This is a genomic window from Vibrio sp. RM-69-4, from assembly GCF_024743775.1.
Lineage (GTDB): Bacteria > Pseudomonadota > Gammaproteobacteria > Enterobacterales > Vibrionaceae > Vibrio > Vibrio anguillarum.
In genome coordinates this window covers 121,437-144,021 of the sequence record NZ_JAMQXI010000076.1, presented here as the reverse complement: position 1 = coordinate 144,021, position 22,585 = coordinate 121,437, and the positions used below count along the sequence as shown (strand labels likewise).

17 protein-coding genes and 1 other annotated feature are annotated in these 22,585 nt (G+C 44.6%); of the genes, 6 read left to right on the top strand and 11 right to left on the bottom strand.

The window, feature by feature from the left end:
- Positions 1–661: 661 nt before the first annotated feature.
- A complete protein-coding gene (locus NB504_RS12795) occupies positions 662–841 on the top strand; it encodes a DUF3545 family protein (protein WP_010318284.1) in 180 nt (59 codons plus the stop codon).
- A gap of 50 nt (positions 842–891) precedes the next feature.
- On the opposite strand, the gene NB504_RS12790 is transcribed toward NB504_RS12795, so the two are convergent.
- The 3 genes from NB504_RS12790 to nfo form a co-directional block, all read right to left on the bottom strand.
- Positions 892–1,443 carry a hemerythrin domain-containing protein gene (locus tag NB504_RS12790; RefSeq protein ID WP_017047477.1) on the bottom strand — a complete coding sequence of 184 codons (552 nt, stop codon included), beginning with the start codon at positions 1,441–1,443 and terminating at the stop codon, positions 892–894.
- Between the two features lie 87 nt (positions 1,444–1,530).
- Positions 1,531–2,211, bottom strand: coding sequence for a uracil-DNA glycosylase (gene ung, locus NB504_RS12785; protein ID WP_026027958.1), 681 nt, complete (start codon positions 2,209–2,211; stop codon positions 1,531–1,533).
- Between the two features lie 270 nt (positions 2,212–2,481).
- Positions 2,482–3,399 (bottom strand): deoxyribonuclease IV, encoded by a 918-nt coding sequence (gene nfo / locus NB504_RS12780; RefSeq protein WP_258429025.1) that lies wholly within the window; start codon positions 3,397–3,399, stop codon positions 2,482–2,484.
- A 299-nt stretch (positions 3,400–3,698) separates the two neighbouring features.
- Here nfo and grcA point away from each other — a divergent pair, with 299 nt between their 5' ends.
- On the top strand, positions 3,699–4,076 hold the full coding sequence (gene grcA / locus NB504_RS12775; protein ID WP_026027385.1) for an autonomous glycyl radical cofactor GrcA: 378 nt from the start codon (positions 3,699–3,701) through the stop codon (positions 4,074–4,076).
- Between the two features lie 109 nt (positions 4,077–4,185).
- Here the strand turns inward: grcA and thrC are convergent, their stop codons facing one another.
- The 4 genes from thrC to thrL all read right to left on the bottom strand — a co-directional run bounded on the left by thrC (position 4,186) and on the right by thrL (position 9,062).
- The gene (gene thrC / locus NB504_RS12770) at positions 4,186–5,469 is read right to left on the bottom strand and encodes a threonine synthase (RefSeq protein WP_017047475.1); all 1,284 of its coding nucleotides are present in this window, start codon (positions 5,467–5,469) and stop codon (positions 4,186–4,188) included.
- The gene (thrB, locus tag NB504_RS12765) at positions 5,466–6,422 is read right to left on the bottom strand and encodes a homoserine kinase (RefSeq protein ID WP_129532837.1); all 957 of its coding nucleotides are present in this window, start codon (positions 6,420–6,422) and stop codon (positions 5,466–5,468) included. Before thrB ends, thrC begins: the two co-directional genes overlap by 4 nt.
- An 18-nt stretch (positions 6,423–6,440) precedes the next feature.
- Positions 6,441–8,900: a bifunctional aspartate kinase/homoserine dehydrogenase I gene (thrA, locus tag NB504_RS12760; RefSeq protein ID WP_088721271.1), complete on the bottom strand. Its 2,460-nt coding sequence runs from the start codon at positions 8,898–8,900 to the stop codon at positions 6,441–6,443.
- Positions 8,901–8,929: 29 nt separating this feature from the next.
- Positions 8,930–9,047, bottom strand: a sequence feature (Thr leader region).
- Complete coding sequence (thrL, locus tag NB504_RS12755; protein WP_100208354.1) at positions 8,985–9,062, bottom strand: thr operon leader peptide; 78 nt, start codon at positions 9,060–9,062, stop codon at positions 8,985–8,987. Its footprint overlaps the feature before it by 63 nt.
- 242 nt (positions 9,063–9,304) lie before the next feature.
- Between thrL and NB504_RS12750 the strand changes: the two genes are divergently transcribed.
- Positions 9,305–9,808 (top strand): hypothetical protein, encoded by a 504-nt coding sequence (locus NB504_RS12750; protein WP_017043071.1) that lies wholly within the window; start codon positions 9,305–9,307, stop codon positions 9,806–9,808.
- On the opposite strand, the gene NB504_RS12745 is transcribed toward NB504_RS12750, so the two are convergent.
- Positions 9,805–10,290 carry a putative 4-hydroxy-4-methyl-2-oxoglutarate aldolase gene (locus NB504_RS12745; protein ID WP_010318275.1) on the bottom strand — a complete coding sequence of 162 codons (486 nt, stop codon included), beginning with the start codon at positions 10,288–10,290 and terminating at the stop codon, positions 9,805–9,807. The genes NB504_RS12750 and NB504_RS12745 overlap by 4 nt on opposite strands.
- A 697-nt stretch (positions 10,291–10,987) precedes the next feature.
- Between NB504_RS12745 and arcA the strand changes: the two genes are divergently transcribed.
- On the top strand, positions 10,988–11,704 hold the full coding sequence (gene arcA / locus NB504_RS12740) for a two-component system response regulator ArcA (protein WP_013856108.1): 717 nt from the start codon (positions 10,988–10,990) through the stop codon (positions 11,702–11,704).
- A 92-nt stretch (positions 11,705–11,796) separates the two neighbouring features.
- On the opposite strand, the gene NB504_RS12735 is transcribed toward arcA, so the two are convergent.
- From NB504_RS12735 to NB504_RS12725, 3 genes are all read right to left on the bottom strand, one after another.
- Positions 11,797–12,243: a hypothetical protein gene (locus NB504_RS12735; protein ID WP_013856107.1), complete on the bottom strand. Its 447-nt coding sequence runs from the start codon at positions 12,241–12,243 to the stop codon at positions 11,797–11,799.
- A gap of 4 nt (positions 12,244–12,247) precedes the next feature.
- The gene (gene arcB / locus NB504_RS12730; RefSeq protein WP_013856106.1) at positions 12,248–14,587 is read right to left on the bottom strand and encodes an aerobic respiration two-component sensor histidine kinase ArcB; all 2,340 of its coding nucleotides are present in this window, start codon (positions 14,585–14,587) and stop codon (positions 12,248–12,250) included.
- A 99-nt stretch (positions 14,588–14,686) separates the two neighbouring features.
- On the bottom strand, positions 14,687–15,622 hold the full coding sequence (locus NB504_RS12725) for a TIGR01212 family radical SAM protein (RefSeq protein ID WP_064625857.1): 936 nt from the start codon (positions 15,620–15,622) through the stop codon (positions 14,687–14,689).
- 538 nt (positions 15,623–16,160) lie between these two features.
- Here NB504_RS12725 and gltB point away from each other — a divergent pair.
- Both gltB and NB504_RS12715 read left to right on the top strand, forming a co-directional pair.
- Positions 16,161–20,708, top strand: a complete 4,548-nt coding sequence (gene gltB, locus NB504_RS12720) for a glutamate synthase large subunit (RefSeq protein WP_258429024.1) — start codon at positions 16,161–16,163, stop codon at positions 20,706–20,708.
- Entirely contained in the window at positions 20,709–22,178 is a 1,470-nt protein-coding gene (locus NB504_RS12715) for a glutamate synthase subunit beta (RefSeq protein WP_258429023.1), read from the top strand.
- The last annotated feature ends 407 nt before the right edge of the window (positions 22,179–22,585 follow it).

Genomic DNA, 22,585 nt, shown 5'->3' with positions numbered 1-22,585 from the left:
AAAAAATGCACATGCTGCGAGTCAACGTTCTAACCAGCATGTTTTTATCGATATTATGCAATGCATTTTATTCGTCCAAAAAGTGAGGAGTCTCAACTTTTGAAGGGGCAACGTATTTTTGACGGGCGGATAATGCAACCTGAAAGAACAAAAATCAATATGCAACAAGTTTAGTTAAAATGTTATTTTTCACTATAAAATCACCTTTGATTAACATTTAACAAACCAACACAGCAACAGATTAGCAACCAAAACAACCCAAACTGGAAACATTGAAAGATAAAAAACAACCATAAAAACCCAGTTGCACTCACTTAATCTCACCCCTTGAGAATAAAGGGCTAATCAGTTTCACCACTAAATCTTGCATAAATTTATGATAATTTTTTATTGAATGGTCATAAAACAACCAACCAGGCAATTGTAAATTTTCAAAACAACATTTATTTAACATTTCAAAATGCAAATAAAATCGTTTGCGTCGCTTAACCGCTCCCTTTTTGTACTAAAGAATCCCACTGAAACTGTGAAATTCTGGTCAAAATCCAATAAAAGGTTCATCAAAAGGAAACAAATGAGAAACAAATCATAGCTAGGCTAGCGAAAACTGTGCTATCTAGAGAGCACGACATGGCGTAATAACAACAACAAGAGGTTGCTTATGGAAAGCTTGCAATTTGACGAAATGTTGGAAATGGAAATCACAAAACTCCGCTCTAGTCGCACTAAACCAGTCAAAAGAATGTGGCGAGAAATTGAAGCGATTCAGGATCAAAAACGGTTACAAAGAGAATTGATGGAGATGGATGTCTGCTTCGAGGCTGATCAAATAAAACTCTGAGTAAAAAGGCACTTCAACAGTGCCTTTTTGTTTAACTGAATCAGCAGAGATTACTGGCACTCTTGCGCGGTTTGCCGAACTCGGTGAGCTAATTGTTGGTACTGCTCCGCAATTGTCTCACCAAATACTGGATCATCTTCGGATTGTTGCCAGCTCGCCTCCACCGCTTGCCAATCAGTCACATTAAAGGTGCGGCTGATCAAGGGTAAAACCGATTGTTCTTCTAACTCCAGATGACGCTTCTGGGAAGAAATAAATGCATCAAGCTGCTCGATGAACACGTGCTGTGGTACAACTGCATCTTGCAAAATCATATCGACAATCTCTAGAAAAGCATGAGTTTTCTCAGAAAGTTCTACATGTTCTCTCGCTAAATTTTGAATATCATTATGTTGACCATAATGATCAATATAATAGTGATAGAGAATATCTTCTTTGGGGTGGTGTACTGACTCTGAATGCGTCGCCAAGTAGTCAATAATCTCTCTCACTAAAGAGTAGTTGATACTTTGTTCATTACTCAATTGCCGTTGTTTATCTCGCAAAATGGCAAGCAAACGCGCCATATACCCGTGTTCTCTACGGATCCTTTCAATCATCATTGTGCTTCTCCATTACACTTATTTTAGATAAGTGTATAAAAGCTTCAGCGTGCTTGTTTTGACCCTGCTCGAAAAAACATCAATTAATCACTTATCCAATACGGGTTGCCAATTCACAGGCGCTTTCCCCTGCTCAATAAGTAATTGATTAGTCTTTGAAAAATGTTTACAGCCCAAAAAGCCTCGATGCGCAGAAAGAGGAGAAGGATGCGGTGCTACTAATACATGATGTTTACTGCGATCAATCATGCTGCCTTTCTTCTGCGCGTGTGAACCCCACAACAGGAAAACAACACCTTCACGCTGCTGATTTACCGCCTCAATCACCCGGTCGGTAAAGGTTTCCCAACCAGTATTAGCGTGCGAATGCGCCATACCTTGTTCAACAGTCAATACGGTATTGAGCAATAGCACCCCTTGCTCGGCCCAACTTTTTAGGTAACCGTGCTGAGGAGTAACAAAACCGGGGATATCTTGCACCAGCTCTTTGTAGATATTCACCAGTGAAGGTGGGGTTTTAACGCCGGGTAACACCGAAAAACATAACCCATGAGCTTGATTTGGCCCGTGATAAGGATCTTGCCCTAAAATCACAACCTTAACATCGCCAAATTCGGTAAAACGAAACGCATTAAACACGTCAGCAGCAGGTGGATAAATCACTTTCCCCGCCAGCCTTTCCTTTTCAACAAACGCTATCGTCTGTTGAAAATACTCCTGCTGTTTTTCATGGCCGATAACATCGTGCCAAGTCAATGATTGAGTCATAACAACGCTCTGCAAATTAACTAATGACAGCATTGTAACCATAAAAAGCCACCACTGCATGAGTCAATGTCACAGAGCTTTTGCCAGTTAATGTGATTTTTGTGGCGTTCGTGTATGCCCTTGACCGTTCACATGTCGGTTAGGTATAGGCAATCGGACTGGTGGTCGAGCTATTGATGGTGAACGTGAGATCATATGAAACATAGTGACATCCTCCTTCATTTTGACGCGCTATGCCTTTGTCTTTATGAAAGAAAGATGCCAACTTATTTAAGATGCTACTGAATCTACCGATTGTGCGTGTAGATCTCTTAATGTTTGAATTTCTTGGGCCCAAATGTCTGGATCGATTGTTTCTAAAATCAATGGGATACCATCAAACCTTGCATCTTTGGCAATAAATTCAAAGCATGGCCAACCAATTTCGCCTTCCCCTAGAGAATGATGGCGGTCAACACGGCTGGCAAACTTTGCCTTTGAGTCGTTGATGTGCATTGCACGTAAGTAGTGCATTCCAACCACGCTATCAAACTCTGAAAAGGTTGCCTCGCACGCCTCAACTGTGCGCAAATCATAACCTGCAGTAAAAGTATGACACGTGTCAAGGCACACACCTACTCGCGATTTATCCTCAACTTGCTGGATAATTTCGGCTAAATGTTCGAAACGCCAGCCTAGATTCGTCCCCTGCCCTGCGGTGTTTTCAATCACAGCAACGACCTCAGGCACGGCTTGATGTGCAAGGTTTATCGATTCTGCAATCGTCGCAAGACATTCACTTTCTGAGACTTGTTTAAGGTGACTACCCGGATGAAAATTCAGAAGCGTCAGCCCCAGTTGCTGGCAACGTTGCATTTCATCAATAAAAGCTTCGCGTGACTTAGCAAGCTTATCGGCTTCTGGCGCGCCCAGATTAATAAGGTATGAATCATGCGGCAAAATGTGTTCACTTTTAAAACCAAGCATGTGGCAGTTAGCCTTAAAAGCGCGAATGGTTGTCTCTTCGAGCGGTTTAGCAACCCACTGGCGCTGGTTTTTAGTGAATAAAGCAAATGCATTTGCTCCAATTTCTCTCGCTCTCAATGGGGCTTGGTCAACGCCGCCAGAGGCCGATACATGAGCACCAATAAATTTCATTCCACGGCCCTGAATTCTATTTGTCATTAAATCACTTTGTACTTTCAACATTGGACTTCAATTGTCTGATTTTCTGTTACTTAGGTCAAACACGCGCTAAAAATGTAGTAAAATTACAACAAAACAATAAATAAAAAATATTTTATGTATTAAAAAAAAAGTAGAACTCATTGTTTTTAAATGCTTTATTGATTTAAATCAATAAAATAAACCCCATATTATCAATGTTTATCGTTGTTTTTTGACCTAAATCAATATTAATTTTAAGGATATTAGCTATATAATAACCAACTCAACAAAGTTAGAAAATAAACACCAATAACGCCACTTAAGTGGACTAGGAGATAGTGATGATTCAAGGCATTCAAATTACAAAAGCAGCAAACGACAACCTACTAAATTCTATCTGGTTACTCGATAATGAAAAGAATGAAGCACGTTGCGTTGCCGCTAACGCAGGCTACCAAGCAGATCAAGTTATCGCGGTCAGCGACCTTGGTGAGTATGAAAGCCGTGAAGTTGCGATTGAAACAGCACCTCGCATCGAAGGCGGTCAGCACCTAAATGTGAACGTTCTTAAGCGTGAAACTCTTGAAGATGCCGTTGCACACCCTGAGAAGTATCCGCAACTGACGATTCGTGTTTCTGGTTACGCTGTTCGTTTCAACTCATTGACTCAAGAACAGCAACGTGACGTTATCGCACGTACTTTCACTGAGACGCTATAATCATAGCGTTGATGAGAATATTCATATCCAAAAATGGCGCTCAATGAGCGCCATTTTTATCGTTAGAGGAATATCATCCTGACTTCAATAAGATGAAATCAGGATCTCTTTAAGGCTGAACGCGTCTTAACACCGTTTTTAGAGCGTCAAAATCATTGTCTAACTCTTCAGAAAGCAACGTCATCACTGCATGTTTTGCAAGAGGGGCTGGTAATTCAATGTCCGTGCCTAGCACATCGTCAACGACTTCTTTAAATTTGGCAGGGTGCGCAGTACACAAAAATAGCCCCGTTTCTCCCGCTTGTAACTGCTCATCCAAAACTCGATACGCAATGGCACCATGCGGTTCACACAAATAACCTTGCGCGTAAAGTTCACGAACTGAATCCGCACTTTGTGCATCAGATACCGCACCTTTACCTAAGGTATCTAGCCCCCAGCCTTTTAAGCGACAAAGCTCTTCGATGCGCGGCCAGTTGTTCGGCTGACTCACATCCATCGCATTCGATGTGGTCGCGACCGTGGGTTTTGGATCCCATTGACCCGTTTCTAAGTAACGAGGAACCGTATCATTGGCATTGGTTGCCGCGATAAAACGCTTGATAGGTAAGCCCAATGCTTTTGCCAACAGACCAGCGGTTAGGTTGCCAAAGTTGCCACTCGGTACGGAGATGACTAAGTTTTCACGCTGCGCTTTACTTAATTGTGATGCGGCCTCAAAGTAGTAGCAAATTTGTGCCATTAAACGGCTGATATTGATTGAATTTGCAGAGTTTAAACCGATCTCTTGGCGAAGCTTGGCGTCATCAAAAGCCTGCTTAACTAACGCTTGGCAAGCATCAAAGTCACCATTTATCGCGACAGTGTGAATATTGTTGCCCAGAGTGCAGAAGAGTTTTTCCTGTAACGGGCTGATCTTACCTTTAGGGTAAAGTATCACGACCTTGATGTCGGGCATTCCATAAAAGGCATGAGCCACCGCAGCGCCAGTATCACCAGAAGTCGCGGTTAAAATGGTGATCTGTCCACCATTTGAAACGGCGGCCAGTGACTGCGCCATAAAGCGACCACCAAAATCTTTAAATGCCAGCGTTGGACCGTGGAAAAGCTCTAGAGCATAAATGCCGTCTTTCACTTGCTTAATCGGTGCTGGAAACTGAAAAGCCGCATCAACCATCGCATTCACTTGCTCTGCTGGTAATTCATCACCAATCAAGGCGCTGAGAATTTTTGTACTACGAGAGATAAAATCTTCGGCTAGTAACGCGTCAATATCTTCAAACTGAGGCAACTCTGCTGGGAAAAATAGCCCTTGATTGCGTCCTAATCCTTGGCGTACGGCTTGGCCAAAAGAGACTTGTTCATCATTTTCTTTTATGTTGTAAAGCTTCATAGAGCACTTCCTGTAACGGTCGAGCCATTTTTGTCTAAGCGACAAATATGGACGAATCCTTCTTCATTTTGTACATAATTTTGTTCAAGCCAACGAGCAACTCGCTCGGCAACCTCTTTTTCTTTGCAAATACTGAACAGTGTTGGGCCACTGCCGGAAATGCCAGTGGTAAGCGCTCCGGCTGATGCAGCGTATTTACGCGCATCCGAAAAGCCGGGCAGAAGTTTCTCACGATACGGTTCAGCAATCACGTCTTTGATCAGTTTAGCCGCTAGCTCAGGCTGACCTGAGTGACAAGCATGAATGAAACCTGCAAGATGACGTCCATGCGCAATGATGTCCTGTCGACGATATTGTGAAGGTAAGATCGCTCGCGCTTCGGCTGTGGAAACTTTAATCCCAGGATACGCCATCACCCAATACCAATCGTCAAAACAAGGCACTTCTTGGCTGATGATACCTAGCTCTTCAAGCATCAATTGCACGCCGCCTAAGTAGCAGGGGGCAACGTTATCATAATGTATACCGCCTGAAATTTTACCTTCCATTTCGCCCATCAGCGCTAAAAGCTCAGTCTGATTAAGTGGGTTACCGTGAAACTGGTTCAACGCATCTAAAGCTGCAACAATTGAACAAGCACTGGAACCTAAGCCTGAACCAATCGGCATATTTTTTTCTAACGTCATTTGCAACGGCTTTACTGCAATGCTCTTTTTTTCAAGCTCTCTGGCAAAAACAAGCCAGCAATCGTAAACAATATTCTGCTTTGGATCTTCTGGCAGCTTGTCGACAAAGCGACCTGCTGTTTCGAGTACAAAAGGTTCGCTGCCCGCTTTAACTTCAACACGATCCCCCAATAAACTGCCATCAATTGGCGACACAGCCGCCCCTAAAACATCAAACCCAACGCTCACATTACCAATTGAAGCTGGGGCATACACCACCACACTCATGTCACTTGAACTCATCAATTAAACCCCTAACTTCCAACCTAAGGTGCGCATCACATCAGAGAACACCCCTGCTGCTGTTACTTCTGTACCCGCCCCATAACCACGCAACACCAATGGAATCGGTTGGTAATAACGGCTATAAAACGCCAGTGCATTCTCACCATCTTTGACTTTAAACATTGGGTCATTTTCATCGACTACTGCAATTTTCACCTTGCATTGGCCTTCTGATATTTCACCAACATAACGTAATACCTTACCTTCGGCTGCTGCCTTAGTGGATAACTCTTGGAAATAAGCATCAGCCTGCGGCAAGCGCGCCATAAACTCTTCAACTGTACCCGAAATATCAAAACCCGCTGGCAAAGCAAGATCGACTTTTACGTCATCCAGTTCTAAAGGCATTCCCGCCTCACGAGCTAAAATTAACAACTTGCGAGCCACATCCATTCCCGACAGATCATCACGAGGATCAGGCTCAGTAAAACCTTTGTCTTTAGCCAGCTGCGTAGCTTGACTAAGTGTCATACCTTCATCCAGCTTGCCGAAAATAAACGAGAGAGAGCCAGATAAAATACCGCTGAATTTTTCCAACTCATCACCAGCAGCAATGAGATTTTGCAAGTTTTCAATCACAGGTAAACCAGCACCAACCGTCGTTTCGTACATCAGTTTACGGCGCGAGTTGCGCGCCACTTCACGCAGCTGGTGATAGTAGGCCATGCTTGCGGTATTGGCTTTTTTATTAGGCGTCACAACATGAAAACCCGCAGCCAAAAATTCGGCGTACTGGTTGGCGATCACTTCACTGGAAGTACAATCAACTAAGACAGGGTTAATGATATGGTTACGCTGCACTAGAGAGATAAGCCTTGCGAGGCTAAATTCTTCACTCGCGCTATGCATTCGATCACGCCAATGCTCCAGCGGCAAGCCTTCGCTATCCAGTAATAGTGCCTTACTATTGGCAAGGCCACACACTCGAATCACAATTCCTTTATCGGCTAGTTTGGCTTGCTGACGATGAATTTGATCAACTAATTCGCCTCCGACACCGCCGACACCGACCACAAACACATCCAAGAAATGCTTAGAATTGAAGAGATTTTCATGACAAGCCTTGATCGCTTCTGAAATTTTATCTTCTGGAATCACCGCCGAAATAGCTCGCTCGGAAGAGCCTTGTGCAATGGCAACAATATTGACGTGAACTTCAGCCAGCGATGAGAAAAATTGAGAAGCCACTCCGCGCGAAGTGCGCATGCCGTCACCAACCAGAGTGACAATCGCAACGTCATCCATAAACTCGACAGGCTCAAGTAGGCCATCTTTTAATTCCAGTTCAAACGCTTCCGATAATGCTCTTTTGGCAAGGGCTTTATCTTGCGCCTCAATACAGAAACTGATGCTGTATTCTGAAGAAGATTGTGTAATCAGCACAATAGAAACGCCTGCGGCAGACATCGCGCCAAACACACGGCTAGCCATGCCGACCATGCCTTTCATGCCAGGGCCGGAGACGTTGACCATAGTCAAATTATTGAGTGTAGTAATACCTTTGATAGCCAGCTTATCTTCACCTGTATCTTGACCAATCAGCGTGCCTGCGCCTTGAGGATTAAAACTGTTTTTGATAAGGCACGGAATATGAAATTGTGCAATCGGTGCAATGGTTTTGGGATGTAACACTGACGCGCCAAAATACGAAAGCTCCATCGCTTCTTGGTAGCTGAGTGATTTTAATAAACGAGCATCCGCAACCAAACGTGGGTCACAGTTATAAACGCCATCGACATCGGTCCAAATCTCACAACAATCTGCACGTAAACATGCCGCAAGCACGGCTGCAGAATAATCCGAGCCATTACGGCCTAGACAGACCAATTCACCCTTTTCATTACCAGCCGTGAAACCCGGCATAATGTTAACATGCGCTTGCGGAAGTGGATTTTGCTTGAAATTTTGCGTGGAGATCTCAACATCAACCATTGCCTCAAGGTACTCTCCTTTAGCAAAAAGATATTGTACTGGATCAATCAGTGCAGCCGCTTGTCCTTTTGCTTCAAGTACCGCTTTCATCAGTTGGATAGAGACTCGCTCACCTTTACTGATAATGCGCGCATTGACGTTGTCTGGGCACATACCGAGTAAATTAATGCCGTGTACAAATTGACGCAGCTGAGACAGTGACGTTTTTACTTGATTGTCAAAAGCGGCCGAATCCACATTAGGTAATTGTGCTTTGATGCCAGCGAGTAGATCGAAAAATGAGAATTCAAGCTCCGCTATTTGGCGTTCTGCTTCGCCATTACGCAAAGCACTCTCAATAACTGCCACTAATTTATTGGTGGTTTTTCCCGGTGCAGAGAGCACAACGGCGACTTCTTCTTGCTGTACATTGTTAACGATGATATCTGCCGCCCTTAAAAAACGATCAGCATCGGCTAACGATGAACCTCCAAACTTTAATACTCGCATCCCTTCCTCCAAAACAGTTCAAATTAGTATAAAAAAAGGCCTGTATCTGGTGGGATACAGGCCTTTTTTGTAAAAACTTTTCGCTCAGCGGCCCGCCCCAACATGTGTCATGTCGGTAATAATAATGGTGGTTGTCATTACTACTAGGCTGCGCTGTAACATAGAAAAATTTAAATACTCGTGTGTTTAATTGCCTTTACGTTTACCTTACTTCGTCATCATTAGTCAACGAAAATCTGCTATTTTTTATAGTCATTCCGAATTAATCAAATTAAAAAACACAACACAAATAAGATACTTATTGCACATTAAGCACAACCATTTTACACATAAGCAAATAACAAAATGCTATATACATAACGCTGTCATCGTGTGAAATTTGTGCTTTAATTGTTGTTACCGCAGTGGACGCAGTAACTCAAAACAAGAATAAGGAGAGGCAGATGAAACTAAAAGTTGCACTATGTTTATTTCTGCTTGTCTCTTTATCTAGCATGGCCAATACCTTACCTGCACTTCCTTCTTCACAGAGCCAATCTCCACATCGCTTATTTCTTTCAAGCGAAAGTGATGGTCAACAATTTGATAGTTGGACTATTGATGGCGGTTATTCTTATAACCTTTTTGACAATTTAGATCTGTACATTGGAGCGAGGATAAACAATTCCGACTACGGATCCGAAAGTGGTTTTTTAAGTGGCCTTAGCTACCAGCTAACCCCCAAATTATCACTAAAAAGCACCTTACGGTCAGCCGCCAGTAATCCGAATGATACGAGCAGTGCCGATGCTATGGCGGCGGAGCTATCTAGCCGACTTCAACTGTCAGAAAACGTTGATTTACATGCCACCCTTGATTATCAAGAGTGGCAGCAAGGCGTTCAATTTGGGGTGGGTTTCAGATTCTAGTGCCAGTCTAGCGCTTGAGTTGACGTTAAAACACCATTCCAATCGGCATAAACATAGTCACCCGGCTGAATCATCTGGTTGAGGATAGTCAGCGTCACATTAATTTCGCCTGCACCTCTCTTATCGGTCTTAAGTGGACAACTCGCTAACGCTTTCACGCCTAAATCCATTTGCGATAACGCAGCAACATCGCGTATCGCTCCATAAATGATGACCCCTTCCCAACCGTTTTCAATCGCCATGATCGCCAGTTGGTCACCCAATAACGCTCTTTGACACGAACCGTTACCATCGACGACTAAAACTTTACCTTTACCATTTTGGCTTAATACGTCACGAACTTTAGAGTTATCGTGATAGCAACGTACGGTGACAATTTGCCCCCAAAAAGCACTCCTTAAACCAAAAGTTTGCAAAGGCAAATCCAATATATTGATTTGCGATTCAAATTTATCGCAAATATCTGGTGTGATATCTATCATCCTTCTTCCTTGATTATTGTTTATTATTTTCATCTGACACATTAGACGCGCTGTAAAACCACAGCTCAATGAACCATAATGCCAGATACTTTACTCACCTATTCATACAAACGATGTAAAGAAAAATCCGCTGAGAATGAGCATAACTTGGCGGCCAACTGCATTTAAAAGACTTAATATTCATATTGGTGACATCCATAATAGTGCGATATCCCCCGCTGTAAACGTTGATTTTTTACGCAATTCCCATTTTTTGACAAGTATCGAGTTAACAAGTTCTTTGCTGGTAAATTTCTATGTGAGGTAAAGCCCATTGCGCCTAATGCTACCATCCCCAGCGAAAATCCCCAAAAAGCATGCTATTTGCATGGGTAATGTGGTGTAAATTTACAACTGCTTAAGACGATTAATATTTGTTACATTAGAACTCTTGATGTAAATCAACAAAGTGATTGGAATTAACATTCTGCCGTTGTTAGCATGCTGTTAACATTATAGAATCCGCCTTAAAGACTAGTAGAACACCGAGGGTATGGAGACCTCAATGCAAGATATGCCTAAGGACGGCGGGCAACTGAAGTAAGTGTTTTTTTCAAAACTTTAGTTTATTATCGGCAGCAGATTACCTGTATGTTGCAATTTTTTGCCTACAATTAATTCTATTAGCACAATTTTTTCACAAGTTTAGGTACCGCCAATGCAAACCCCGCAGATTCTTATCGTTGAAGATGAGCAAGTAACTCGTAACACTCTTAAGAGTATTTTTGAAGCAGAGGGATACGCTGTTTTTGAGGCCAGTAACGGTGAAGAGATGCACCATGTGCTGTCTGATAACCCCATTAACTTGGTCATTATGGACATCAATTTACCAGGTAAAAACGGCCTTCTGTTAGCTCGTGAGCTTCGTGAACAGGCTAATGTTGCACTGATGTTTTTGACTGGTCGTGATAATGAAGTTGATAAAATCCTCGGTTTAGAGATCGGGGCTGATGACTACATCACCAAACCATTTAACCCACGTGAACTGACGATTCGTGCTCGTAATCTTCTAGGTCGTTCAATGAATACCAATACGACTCAAGAAGAGAAACGCAGTGTGGAAAAATATGAGTTCAACGGTTGGGTATTGGATATCAATAGCCGTTCTTTAGTGAATCCGGATGGTGAAGGCTACAAGCTTCCTCGCTCAGAATTCCGCGCTTTACTGCACTTCTGTGAGAACCCAGGAAAAATCCAAACTCGCGCAGATTTGCTTAAAAAGATGACTGGCCGTGAATTGAAACCACACGACAGAACAGTAGATGTGACGATTCGTCGTATCCGTAAACACTTTGAATCAGTCTCAGGTACGCCAGAGATCATCGCCACAATTCATGGCGAAGGCTACCGCTTCTGTGGTGATCTAGAAGACTAAGCGTCTACCCCCAGATAGTTAGAAGCCCTTTAACCTCAGGTTAAAGGGCTTTTTTCATGGCTGACTACTGCGCGTGGAGCCGTTCTATAAATCTAATAGACTTTGTCGATGAAGACGCTCTTTTCGATAAGCCACTGCGCTGTTGTACCATCGCTCAATTGCAAAGCTACATTAACGGGCTTATCCACATTAAGCTGCATCGGCCATTCAAACACAACTTCCCATTGATCTTCACTTTGAGTCCGTAAATCTAACGATTCACTGCCCACCAGCCAATTTTTATCCCTTTGCTGGACCATCAACGCGTCAATCGTTAAATTGGCAGGTAATATTGCCGACGAATCCAATCTTAATGTCCCATGCACAAGAGGTATTTCGCTCTCATTAGCTGTAGGCATTTGATTGATCCAAAGGTTACTTTTCAACCCAATGGTGATATTTGATATCACGGCACTGCTGTCCTGCAGCCAATTCACTTGCGGTGAACTACAGCCAGATAGTAGCGCCATGACTAATGAAGCCAACCCGATTTTTTTCATACCATTACCTTTGAGTTAACCATTGTTTCAAGACTTGAATATCGTGTTGATACCCATTTTTAATTTCATCTATCCAGTCACCAATATTTTCCCACCAAGCAGGTAGCTCTGGCGACTGTGCCTTTTGTGCAACGTTTTGAATGTGTTTCAAACCAATTGAACCCGCAGCACCCTTGATTTTGTGTGCTTCTGAAACAATGCCTGCTTGATCTTTTGCTACCATATTGGAATCTAGCACTTCAACATAACTGGGCATCATCTGCTCGAACATTTGGATACTTTCCAGCACAGGTTTCGGACCAACAATATCGATATAAGACTCAAGCATTTCAAGATCGAGCAAATGCGTGTTCAACTCACTGTGTTCTTCTGAGGCAGCCTTAACCTTAGCGTCGGCAAGTTGAATCGCCTCACTATGGGTGAATTTTGCAATCACCTCTTGAATCGCCAGTACTGACAATGGTTTACTGATCGCGTCATCCATCCCTTTCTCTAGATATTCAGCTTTATTTTTCAATACGTTGGCGGTCAATGCGACTAATGGCGGAAGGTTATCATAAGTTTCTCGATAAAACGCAGCGACATCAAACCCGGTCATGTCTGGCAGTTGAATGTCGAGGAAAACCAGATCGTACTCTTGCGGCACAAATTTTTGTTTGGCTTCTTCACCTGTCATAGCGACGGTAACCGTGTGTCCTAAACTTTCTAGCAAAGAACGAGCAACTGTAATATTGAGCTCAATATCTTCAACCATAAAAATGGCTAAACTTTTTTGAGGAACGGGTAACGTTGGTTTGAATTGGGCATCTTGTGCCAAAGGCACACGAATTGAAACGGTGAAGGTGCTACCAAAGCCTTCTTCACTGCTCACAGAAATATCACCATCCATTAAGTTGATTAACTGGCGAGATACCGCTAAGCCAATCCCCGTGCCAACAGCGTGCAAATTGTCCTTACCCGATTTAACTTGGTAATACATGGCGAAAATTTTATCGAGTTCAGCCTCTGGTATACCAATGCCTGTGTCTTCAACTTCCATGGTAATGCGCGCAAACTTATCCTCAATGTCAGCGCAGACCGTCATGACGACGCCACCTTCTTTGGTAAATTTCATCGCATTGCTTATCAGGTTCCACAATACCTGACGCAGGCGCGTAGCATCCACTTCAATCGCAACAGGTAAATCACTGAGCCGTTCGAGATCAAACCTAAGCCCTTTTTGCTCTGCCATCAACGCCGAGATGCTTTCAATTTCAGCAACAAATTCTTCAAAATTCAACGGCGCTGGCAGTAGTTCTAGTTTCCGGCGGTCAAACTTATCCATATCAATGATATCGTTGAAGATATTACCTAACGTAATGGCACTGACATTAATGGTCTGCATGTACTTACGCTGTTCTGGGGTCATGGGACTATCGAGCAACATGCGGCTCAAACCAACGATACCGTTGAGTGGTGTGCGCAATTCGTGGCTGATGGTTGAAATAAAGGTAGTTTTATCCCGGCTCGCTTTTTCCAAAGACTCTTGATTGCGTTTACGTTCGGTAATGTCTCGCCCAAAGCCCACCAACCCTAAGTGGCGGCCATCTTTGCTATAAAAAGGGACTTTACGCAGTTCAAAATAGTTTTTGCGGCCATCAGGGTATTCAAGCCACTGCTCATAAGTGATGGCTTGATTGTCAGCAAACACTTTTTCGTCAGTTTCAACGATCTGTTGCGCGACTTCTTTGCTATAGACATCCCACGGAGTTAACCCAACCAACTGATGCTCACGCTTGCCCGTTAGCTCTTCCATCGCTCGGTTGCAGCCAGAAAAAACGCCGTTCGCATTACGGTAGTAAATCAGATCAGGAGAGGCATCGATAAAAGAGCGCAATAAGGCGGTTCTTTCTGCCAATTCAAGCTGCGTTTTTTCGCGTTGATAGACCTCATTTTCTAAATCGGCCATCGCCTCTTCACGCGCTTCCTCTGCCTTAATTCGCTCTTCAATTTCTTGGTTGAGTTTTTCGATATTTTGCTGAAGCTTATAATTGAGCTCTTGATCGCGTGAGCGCATGTCTTTGAGCTTAGAAACCAACTTCGAGAGGCGTTGACGTGACTCTTCTAACTGATCGACCACCACTGAAAGAAAATAGACCGCCCAAGGCGTGATCAATAAACCAAAAAAGACAGAACGAACGATGTCGATATCATCAACATAACCATTGAGCACCAACGTGATACCAACTTGCACCACCACTGCCAAGGCCACTAAAGCGAGCGCAAGAAGAATGGAGAAACGAAGAATGCCCAGTTTGACCAATAGGTCGACATAGTACTGGGCAAGGTTTTTCATGGGTTTCATTAAACACTTCCATGTAATAACAGTGCCACTAGTCTAACGCGTTTAACGTCGATTCGTCAGCCAAGTTAATCACAAGGATTTGCGAAATTGCTTGAATCTTTAGCTGTTTGGAAGCGTATAGACAAACGCTCGACTTAAGCGTGAGCCTTGCGCGCCACCTTGATTAAGTGCTCGGCCTATTTCGGTCATCGCAAGCCAACGATTTTCACACCACAGTGGCGCAAGCAGTGTCGGCCGCCGGGCGGCTGACGAGACTCGGTGATAAATGATCTCAGGCGGCGTCATTTGAATCAATTCACTCGCAATGGAAACATACTCTTCTAACGTTGGCGCTTGTAATTTTCCTGCTCGCCACGCTTTGGCCATCGTACTGCCTTCAACAATATGCAACCCATGTAACTTGATACCATCAGTGCCTACCGCTAAGACTTGCTTTAAGGTTTGAAGATTATCGGTACGAGTTTCTTTAGGTAGCCCCACAATGAGATGCGTGCATACTTTGATCCCCAAGGCTCGAGCGCGCTCAGTGATCAACGCATAACATTCAAAATCATGACCACGGTTGATCCGTTTGAGTGTTTGATTATTGGCGGTTTGCAAACCCAGTTCGAGCCAAATTTCAAAACCTTGTCGCACATAATCGGCCAATAAATCGAGCACAGCATCGGGTACACAATCAGGCCGAGTGCCGACGCATAACCCAACAATGTCAGCCGATTGAAGCGCTTGCTGATACATATTTTTCAACACCTGCACTTCCGCATAGGTACTGGTATAAGCTTGAAAATACGCGAGATATTTTTTGGCACGTTTGATTTCACCAGCGCGTTCTGTCAATTGCTGCTCAATACTTTGGGCTTGTGTTTCTTCATCAGCAAAAGAAGCGACATTACAGAAGGTGCAACCACCTCGCCCAATCGTGCCATCTCGATTCGGACAGCTAAAACCACCATGCAGGGTCAGCTTGTGAACTTTTTCGCCATAACGGCGCTGTAGATCTTGGCCGATCGTGTTAACCAGTTGATGTAATTGCATTGAAGAAATACCGCTTATAGATAGTAATGAATCTCAGTTAGATTTATGTAACTAAATTACATCCCTGCAAAATAAATTCACAAAGAGTAGCCGTATCAAACACTCTCCAACCTAACAAAAATCAATAAACATTCATAAAAACAGCGTTATTTGCTTAATGTTGCACCAATGTTAAACGGTACATGCATTTTTAACGAAAAAAATGGGCGACTAAAATGAGTTTTCGTTGGAATTCCTATAAACAAAATTGTAGGATACTTACACATCCGCCCTATTTTTTGTGATATTCCTTACATAAATAGTTGTGGAAAAATCGGTGATATTCGCACCCCTCCTATACAAACCACTAGCAAGTGGCATAAATAAATTGAATATCACTAAGGAATGTTTTTCTCGCCATATTTTTCCGGCGAGAGACGGAAAGGATTCGAACCCGCCAACACAGGCAGGTTTAGATTGATAACAATTAAAGGACAAGTCGCATCGCTAAGTATGCCTTAGCACACGTGCGTCTAAATTGAACTGGAAGGATGTATCTATGGTAGATAGAGAGCAGGATTCACGAGGTCTATATACTCCTGAATTGGAGCATGACGCTTGTGGTATCGGTTTTGTTGCCCACCTGAAAAACCGTAAGTCTCACCAAGTTGTGACTCAAGCTTTAGACATGCTTGCTCGTATGGAACACCGTGGTGGCCAAGGCTGTGACCCATGTTCTGGTGATGGCGCAGGTATCTTATTACAAAAACCCCATGAGTTTTTACTTGAAGAGACCGTTAAACTTGGCTTAAAACTGCCTTCGTTTGAAAAGTACGGCGTCGGCGTGGTGCTGTTTCCAAGAGATGAGCACAAACGCGCCCAGTGTCGTGATATTTTAGAACGCAACGCCAAGAGACTCGATTTAGAAGTACTGGGTTATCGCGTTTTGCCAACCGATAACTCCATGATTGGCGCAGACCCACTTAGCACTGAGCCTCAATTTGAGCACGTTTTCATCTCCGGTGGCCCAAGTACCACCCCCGCAGAATTAGAGCGTAAATTGTACGTTCTGCGTAATTACACCGTTCGAGTCTGCTTAGAAAGTGTGTCCAACATTGGTGATGATTTTTACATCAACTCCATGTCTTACAAAACCTTGGTGTATAAAGGTCAGCTCACCACAGAGCAAGTACCACACTACTTCCTTGATCTACAAAATCCGACCATGGTGACTGCGCTGGCGCTGGTGCATTCTCGTTTTTCGACCAATACATTCCCTAAATGGCGCTTAGCTCAGCCTTTCCGTTACATTGCGCACAACGGCGAAATCAACACAGTTCGCGGCAATTTAAACTGGATGAAAGCGCGCGAAGCGATCCTCGAATCAGATTTGTTTACACAAGCTGAAATCGACATGCTGCTGCCAATTTGCCAAGAAGGCAGTTCAGATTCCGCCAACTTCGATATGGCATTAGAGTTACTGATTCTGTCTGGCCGCAGCCTGCCACACGCCCTGATGATGATGATCCCTGAAGCGTGGCAAGAAAATAAAAATATGGATCCAACCCGCCGCGCATTTTACCAATACCATGCTAACGTCATGGAACCGTGGGATGGCCCAGCATCAGTATGTTTTACTGATGGTGTACAAGTTGGCGCAACACTGGACCGTAACGGCCTGCGCCCATCACGTTATACCGTGACTAAAGATGATTTTCTGATCATGGCTTCTGAATCTGGCGTGGTTGAAATTGCACCAGAGAACGTGGAATACCGTGGCCGTTTACAGCCCGGACGTATCTTTGTCGCGGATTTAGAGCAAGGACGCATCATTTCTGATGAGGAAGTGAAAGACAGTATTGCCAATGCGCAGCCCTACGCCAAATGGGTTGAAGAGAACCTCCTCAGCTTGAAAAAGCTGCCTGAAGCGAGCAACCAGTACAGCCAACCTGCTCCTGAGCGTCTAATGTCACGCCAACAGTCGTTTGGCGTCAGCTCAGAAGAGGTGAATGAAATCATTCTTCCTTTGGCAAAAACCGGTTATGAACCGCTTTCGGCCATGGGTGCAGACTGGCCTCTAGCAGTGCTTTCGCATCAATCACAGCATCTCTCCAACTACTTTAAGCAACTGTTTGCTCAGGTCACCAACCCACCGATCGACCCGATCCGTGAAAGAATGGTGATGTCGCTCAATACTTACCTCGGTAAAGATCAGAACTTACTGACAGAGACCCCCCTGCACTGCTTAAAAGTCGAATTGGAATCTCCGGTTCTTTCCAACTCTGAGCTTGAGAAACTGCGCGCTATTGATAACGAACATCTGCAAGCGAAAACCTTAGATATCGTATTTCAAGCCAGTGAAGATCAAGGCAAATTGGAACGCGCGCTGAAACGCATTTGCCAATATGCAGAAGATGCGGTTATCGATGGTTACTCGATTATTTTATTGACTGACCGCGCGGTAAACTCAAACCATGCGGCAATCCCTGCAATGCTCGCTGTCGGTGCGGTTCATCACCACCTGATCCGTAAAGGCTTACGAGCTAAATGTGACATAGTGGTAGAAACCGGCGACGCGCGTGAAACACACCACTTTGCGACATTGATTGGCTATGGCGCAAATGCGGTTAACCCGTATTTAGTCATTGAAACCATTATCGATTTACAACGAGTCAAAAAACTCGACCCGACCATTGCAGCAAAAGATCTGTTTGACAATTACCGCAAAGGCATCAACGGCGGGCTACTGAAGATCTTCTCCAAAATGGGCATTTCCACACTGCAGTCTTACCACGGTGCGCAAATTTTTGAAGCGTTGGGCATCAGCAAATCAGTGGTAGATAAGTACTTTACTGGCACTGTATCGCGCATCCAAGGTTTGACCATTGATGACATCGCAAAAGAGGTGTTAGTTCGCCATCGCGTGGGCTACCCGACTCGCGAAGTTCCAGTGCAAGTGTTGGATGTGGGCGGCGTTTATCAGTGGAAACAGCGTGGCGAAAAACACCTGTTTAATCCTGAAACGATTTCGTTGCTGCAACAATCAACACGCAACAAAGATTATGTGCAGTTCAAGCAATACGCGAAAGCGGTAGATGACCAAGGCGACAACGCTGCCACGCTGCGTAGCCAGCTTGATTTTGTTAAAAATCCAGCCGGTTCGATTCCTATTGAGGAAGTGGAACCGATTGAACGTATTTTAAAACGCTTCGCAACCGGTGCCATGTCATTTGGTTCAATCTCCTACGAAGCGCACTCAACGTTAGCCGTGGCGATGAACCGTATTGGCGCGAAATCCAACTCGGGTGAAGGCGGTGAAGATCCAGCACGCTTTGAACGCAAAGAAAATGGCGATTGGGAACGCTCTGCAATTAAGCAGGTCGCTTCTGGTCGTTTTGGCGTGACCTCTTACTACCTCACCAATGCCGATGAACTACAGATCAAAATGGCTCAAGGCGCGAAACCAGGTGAAGGTGGGCAACTGCCGGGTGATAAAGTCGATGATTGGATCGGCGCGACACGCCACTCGACTCCGGGAGTCGGTCTTATTTCACCACCACCGCATCACGATATCTATTCGATCGAAGATTTGGCGCAACTGATCTTTGATTTGAAAAACGCGAACCGTACCGGCCGCGTCAACGTGAAATTAGTTTCCGAAGCCGGGGTTGGTACTATCGCCTCCGGTGTGGCTAAAGCCAAAGCGGATGTGGTGTTAATTGCTGGCTATGATGGCGGCACGGGTGCATCACCGATGTCTTCGATTCGTCACACAGGCTTACCTTGGGAGCTCGGCCTTGCTGAAACGCACCAAACCTTGCTTAAAAATGGCCTGCGTAATCGCATTGTGGTGCAAAGTGACGGTCAGATGAAAACACCACGAGATCTTGCAATGGCGACATTGTTAGGCGCAGAAGAGTGGGGAATTGCCACCGCTGCGCTAGTGGTTGAAGGCTGTATCATGATGCGTAAGTGTCATAAAAACACCTGCCCAGTAGGCATTGCGACACAAAACAAAACCTTGCGTGAGCGCTTTGATGGCCGCGTAGACGATGTGGTCACCTTCTTCCAATATATGGCGCAAGGCTTACGTGAAATCATGGCTGAACTGGGTTTCCGTACTATCGATGAAATGGTTGGCCAATCGCATAAACTGAAAGTGCGTGACAACATCAACCACTGGAAATACAAAAACCTCGATTTATCACCAGTGTTGTACATTCAAGAGCCTCGTGCAGAAGATGGTGTTTATTGCCAAACCAAACAAAATCATCATCTAGAAAACGTGCTAGATCGTCAGCTAATTCAAGTAGCCAACCCCGCGCTTGAGAAAGGCGAAGCGGTTAACGCAGTCTTCCCTATCGTCAACACTGACCGTAGCACGGGTACTATGCTGTCGAACGAAATATCGAAGGTATACAAAGACCAAGGTCTACCTCAGCCAATGAAAGTTAAATTCAACGGCTCCGCAGGACAATCATTCGGTGCATTCCTTGCTAAAGGTGTAACGTTTGAAGTAGAAGGTGATGCCAACGATTATTGGGGCAAAGGTTTATCTGGCGGTACCTTAGTGCTCTACCCTGACACGCGCTCAACCATCATTGCGCAAGATAATATCGTGGTGGGTAACGTCTGTTTCTATGGCGCAACTTCTGGTGAATCCTATATTCGCGGCCTTGCTGGAGAACGTTTCTGCGTGCGTAACTCAGGAGCCAAAGTGGTCGTAGAAGGTATCGGCGATCACGGCTGTGAATACATGACAGGTGGCGTCGCAGTGATCCTAGGTTCGACAGGACGTAACTTTGCGGCTGGTATGAGCGGCGGTGTAGCCTACGTGTGGAATCGACATGGAGACTTCGAAACTAAGCTTAACGCTGAATTGGTTGATCTCGACCCACTGCAACAAGAAGATACCGATCTGCTACGTGAGATGCTCAACAAGCATGTTCAGTTCACAGGAAGTGAAGTGGCTCAGTTATTCCTTGATAATTTTGAAGCAAACCTTACCCAAATGGTGAAAGTGATGCCGCGTGACTACAAAGCGGTTCTTCAAAAACGCAAGGCTACAGCTGCGCAAGTACAAACGGAAGAAGTGGAGGCCGTATAAATGGGTAAGCCTACTGGATTTTTAGAACATGGCCGCGAGCTGCCAAAAAAGCTCGATCCAACGGTTCGCATTCAAAACAACCAAGAGTTTGTCCTCAACGAAGAGTTTGGTAGCAAAATTAATACTCAAGCGTCTCGTTGCATGGACTGCGGAGTACCGTTTTGCCATAACGGTTGCCCTATCGGTAACATTATTCCTGAATTTAACGATGCCGTTTATCGTGATAGTTGGGAAGAAGCTTGGAAGATCTTAAGCTCAACCAATAACTTCCCCGAGTTTACTGGTCGCGTGTGCCCTGCACCTTGCGAAAGTTCGTGCGTACTCGGGATCAACCAAGATCCCATTACCATCTGTAATATCGAAAAAACCATCGTGGAAACGGCTTATCGCGAAGGCTATGCCAAAGCGAAAAAGCCGCGTTCTCGTACTGGAAAAACCATCGCTATCATTGGCTCTGGCCCGGCGGGTTTGGCCGCAGCTGAGCAGCTGAACAGCGCGGGTCACTCAGTTACTGTGTTTGAACGTGATGAAAAAGTCGGCGGCCTGCTGCGTTTTGGCATTCCGGATTTCAAACTGGGTATGGACGTTATTGATCGCAAAATCAATTTGATGGCAGAAGCGGGCGTCAAGTTTGAAGTAAACGCACATATCGGTGTTGATATCAACGCACAGCAACTGCGCCAAGAGTTTGATGTCATCTTGCTTACTGGTGGCTCTACCGTGCCTCGTAACCTGCCGATTCCGGGGCGCGAGTTAAAAGGGGTTCATTTTGCGATGGAGTTTCTGGCACAAAATAACCGCCGCGCGAATAACATGGATCTTAAAACTGACGAGATCCACGCTAAGGGCAAACATGTGGTGGTGATTGGCGGTGGTGATACTGGTTCTGACTGTGTCGGAACCTCAAACCGACACGGCGCCGCAAGCATCACGCAAGTTGAAATCATGCCGATCCCAGCCAATAAACGCCCAGCCAATATGCCTTGGCCGCAATATCCAATGATTTTGCGCACCTCAACCTCCCACGAAGAGGGCTGCGAACGTCATTGGAATATTCTAACCAAAGAGTTCCTCGGCAACGAGCAAGGTCAAGTCACGGGGCTACGTGTTGCTGATATCGTTTGGCAAGATGCAAAACCGGGTGAGCGCCCGAACTTTGATGAAGTCGCGGGCAGTGAACGTATTATTGCGTGTGATATGGCTTTCCTTGCTATGGGCTTTTTACATCCAGAACCACATGGTGTACTTGCTCAGCTTGATATCAAGTTAGATGAGCGTGGTAATGTGGCAACACAAGGTTTTGCGACCAACCAAAAAGGTGTTTTCGCTGCCGGTGATATGCGCACAGGACAATCGTTAGTCGTACGTTGTATCAATGAAGGGCGCGAGTGCGCACGCGAGATCGACGCTTACTTGATGGGCAACACCAACTTAGAAGCGAAAGCCTACTCATTGATGCTTTCAGCCTAGTGCCTCGCGCTCTTTTCGCTGGTTCAAGGTGATCCAGAGCGCTAAGCAGCGATGATTCCTTCCAACGTCCTACTTTTTGGCCAGCATTTAATGCTGGCCTTTTTTATGGCTAATTCTTATTCCATGAGATTACCCACGTTAACAAACTGTAACAACAAAAATTCTATCTCATTGAATATATTATATTAATCTAGATGATTAGGTGGTAAATCCCATTGCAACATGATTTTTCACCAACAACTTGACCTTTTGCACCATAAGCTATAGGTTGTGAAGTCAGTGAAAATTAAAATAATCATTTTTGTTAAAATTTAAATTGAGAATGAACGCATAATTACCCACTTAAAACAACAAAAATAGAATAGTTAGTCATTTACTGTCTGGATGACAGAGAAGCAAAGGGAGAA

Bases quoted from the DNA above. Each gene is read 5' to 3' on its own strand.
- NB504_RS12795 (WP_010318284.1), top strand. From the start codon at position 662: ATGGAAAGCTTGCAATTTGACGAAATGTTGGAAATGGAAATCACAAAA.
- NB504_RS12790 (WP_017047477.1), bottom strand. From the start codon at position 1,443: ATGATGATTGAAAGGATCCGTAGAGAACACGGGTATATGGCGCGTTTG.
- ung (WP_026027958.1), bottom strand. From the start codon at position 2,211: ATGACTCAATCATTGACTTGGCACGATGTTATCGGCCATGAAAAACAG.
- nfo (WP_258429025.1), bottom strand. From the start codon at position 3,399: ATGTTGAAAGTACAAAGTGATTTAATGACAAATAGAATTCAGGGCCGT.
- grcA (WP_026027385.1), top strand. From the start codon at position 3,699: ATGATTCAAGGCATTCAAATTACAAAAGCAGCAAACGACAACCTACTA.
- thrC (WP_017047475.1), bottom strand. From the start codon at position 5,469: ATGAAGCTTTACAACATAAAAGAAAATGATGAACAAGTCTCTTTTGGC.
- thrB (WP_129532837.1), bottom strand. From the start codon at position 6,422: ATGAGTGTGGTGGTGTATGCCCCAGCTTCAATTGGTAATGTGAGCGTT.
- thrA (WP_088721271.1), bottom strand. From the start codon at position 8,900: ATGCGAGTATTAAAGTTTGGAGGTTCATCGTTAGCCGATGCTGATCGT.
- thrL (WP_100208354.1), bottom strand. From the start codon at position 9,062: ATGTTACAGCGCAGCCTAGTAGTAATGACAACCACCATTATTATTACC.
- NB504_RS12745 (WP_010318275.1), bottom strand. From the start codon at position 10,290: ATGATAGATATCACACCAGATATTTGCGATAAATTTGAATCGCAAATC.
- arcA (WP_013856108.1), top strand. From the start codon at position 10,988: ATGCAAACCCCGCAGATTCTTATCGTTGAAGATGAGCAAGTAACTCGT.
- NB504_RS12735 (WP_013856107.1), bottom strand. From the start codon at position 12,243: ATGAAAAAAATCGGGTTGGCTTCATTAGTCATGGCGCTACTATCTGGC.
- arcB (WP_013856106.1), bottom strand. From the start codon at position 14,587: ATGAAACCCATGAAAAACCTTGCCCAGTACTATGTCGACCTATTGGTC.
- NB504_RS12725 (WP_064625857.1), bottom strand. From the start codon at position 15,622: ATGCAATTACATCAACTGGTTAACACGATCGGCCAAGATCTACAGCGC.
- gltB (WP_258429024.1), top strand. From the start codon at position 16,161: ATGGTAGATAGAGAGCAGGATTCACGAGGTCTATATACTCCTGAATTG.
- NB504_RS12715 (WP_258429023.1), top strand. From the start codon at position 20,709: ATGGGTAAGCCTACTGGATTTTTAGAACATGGCCGCGAGCTGCCAAAA.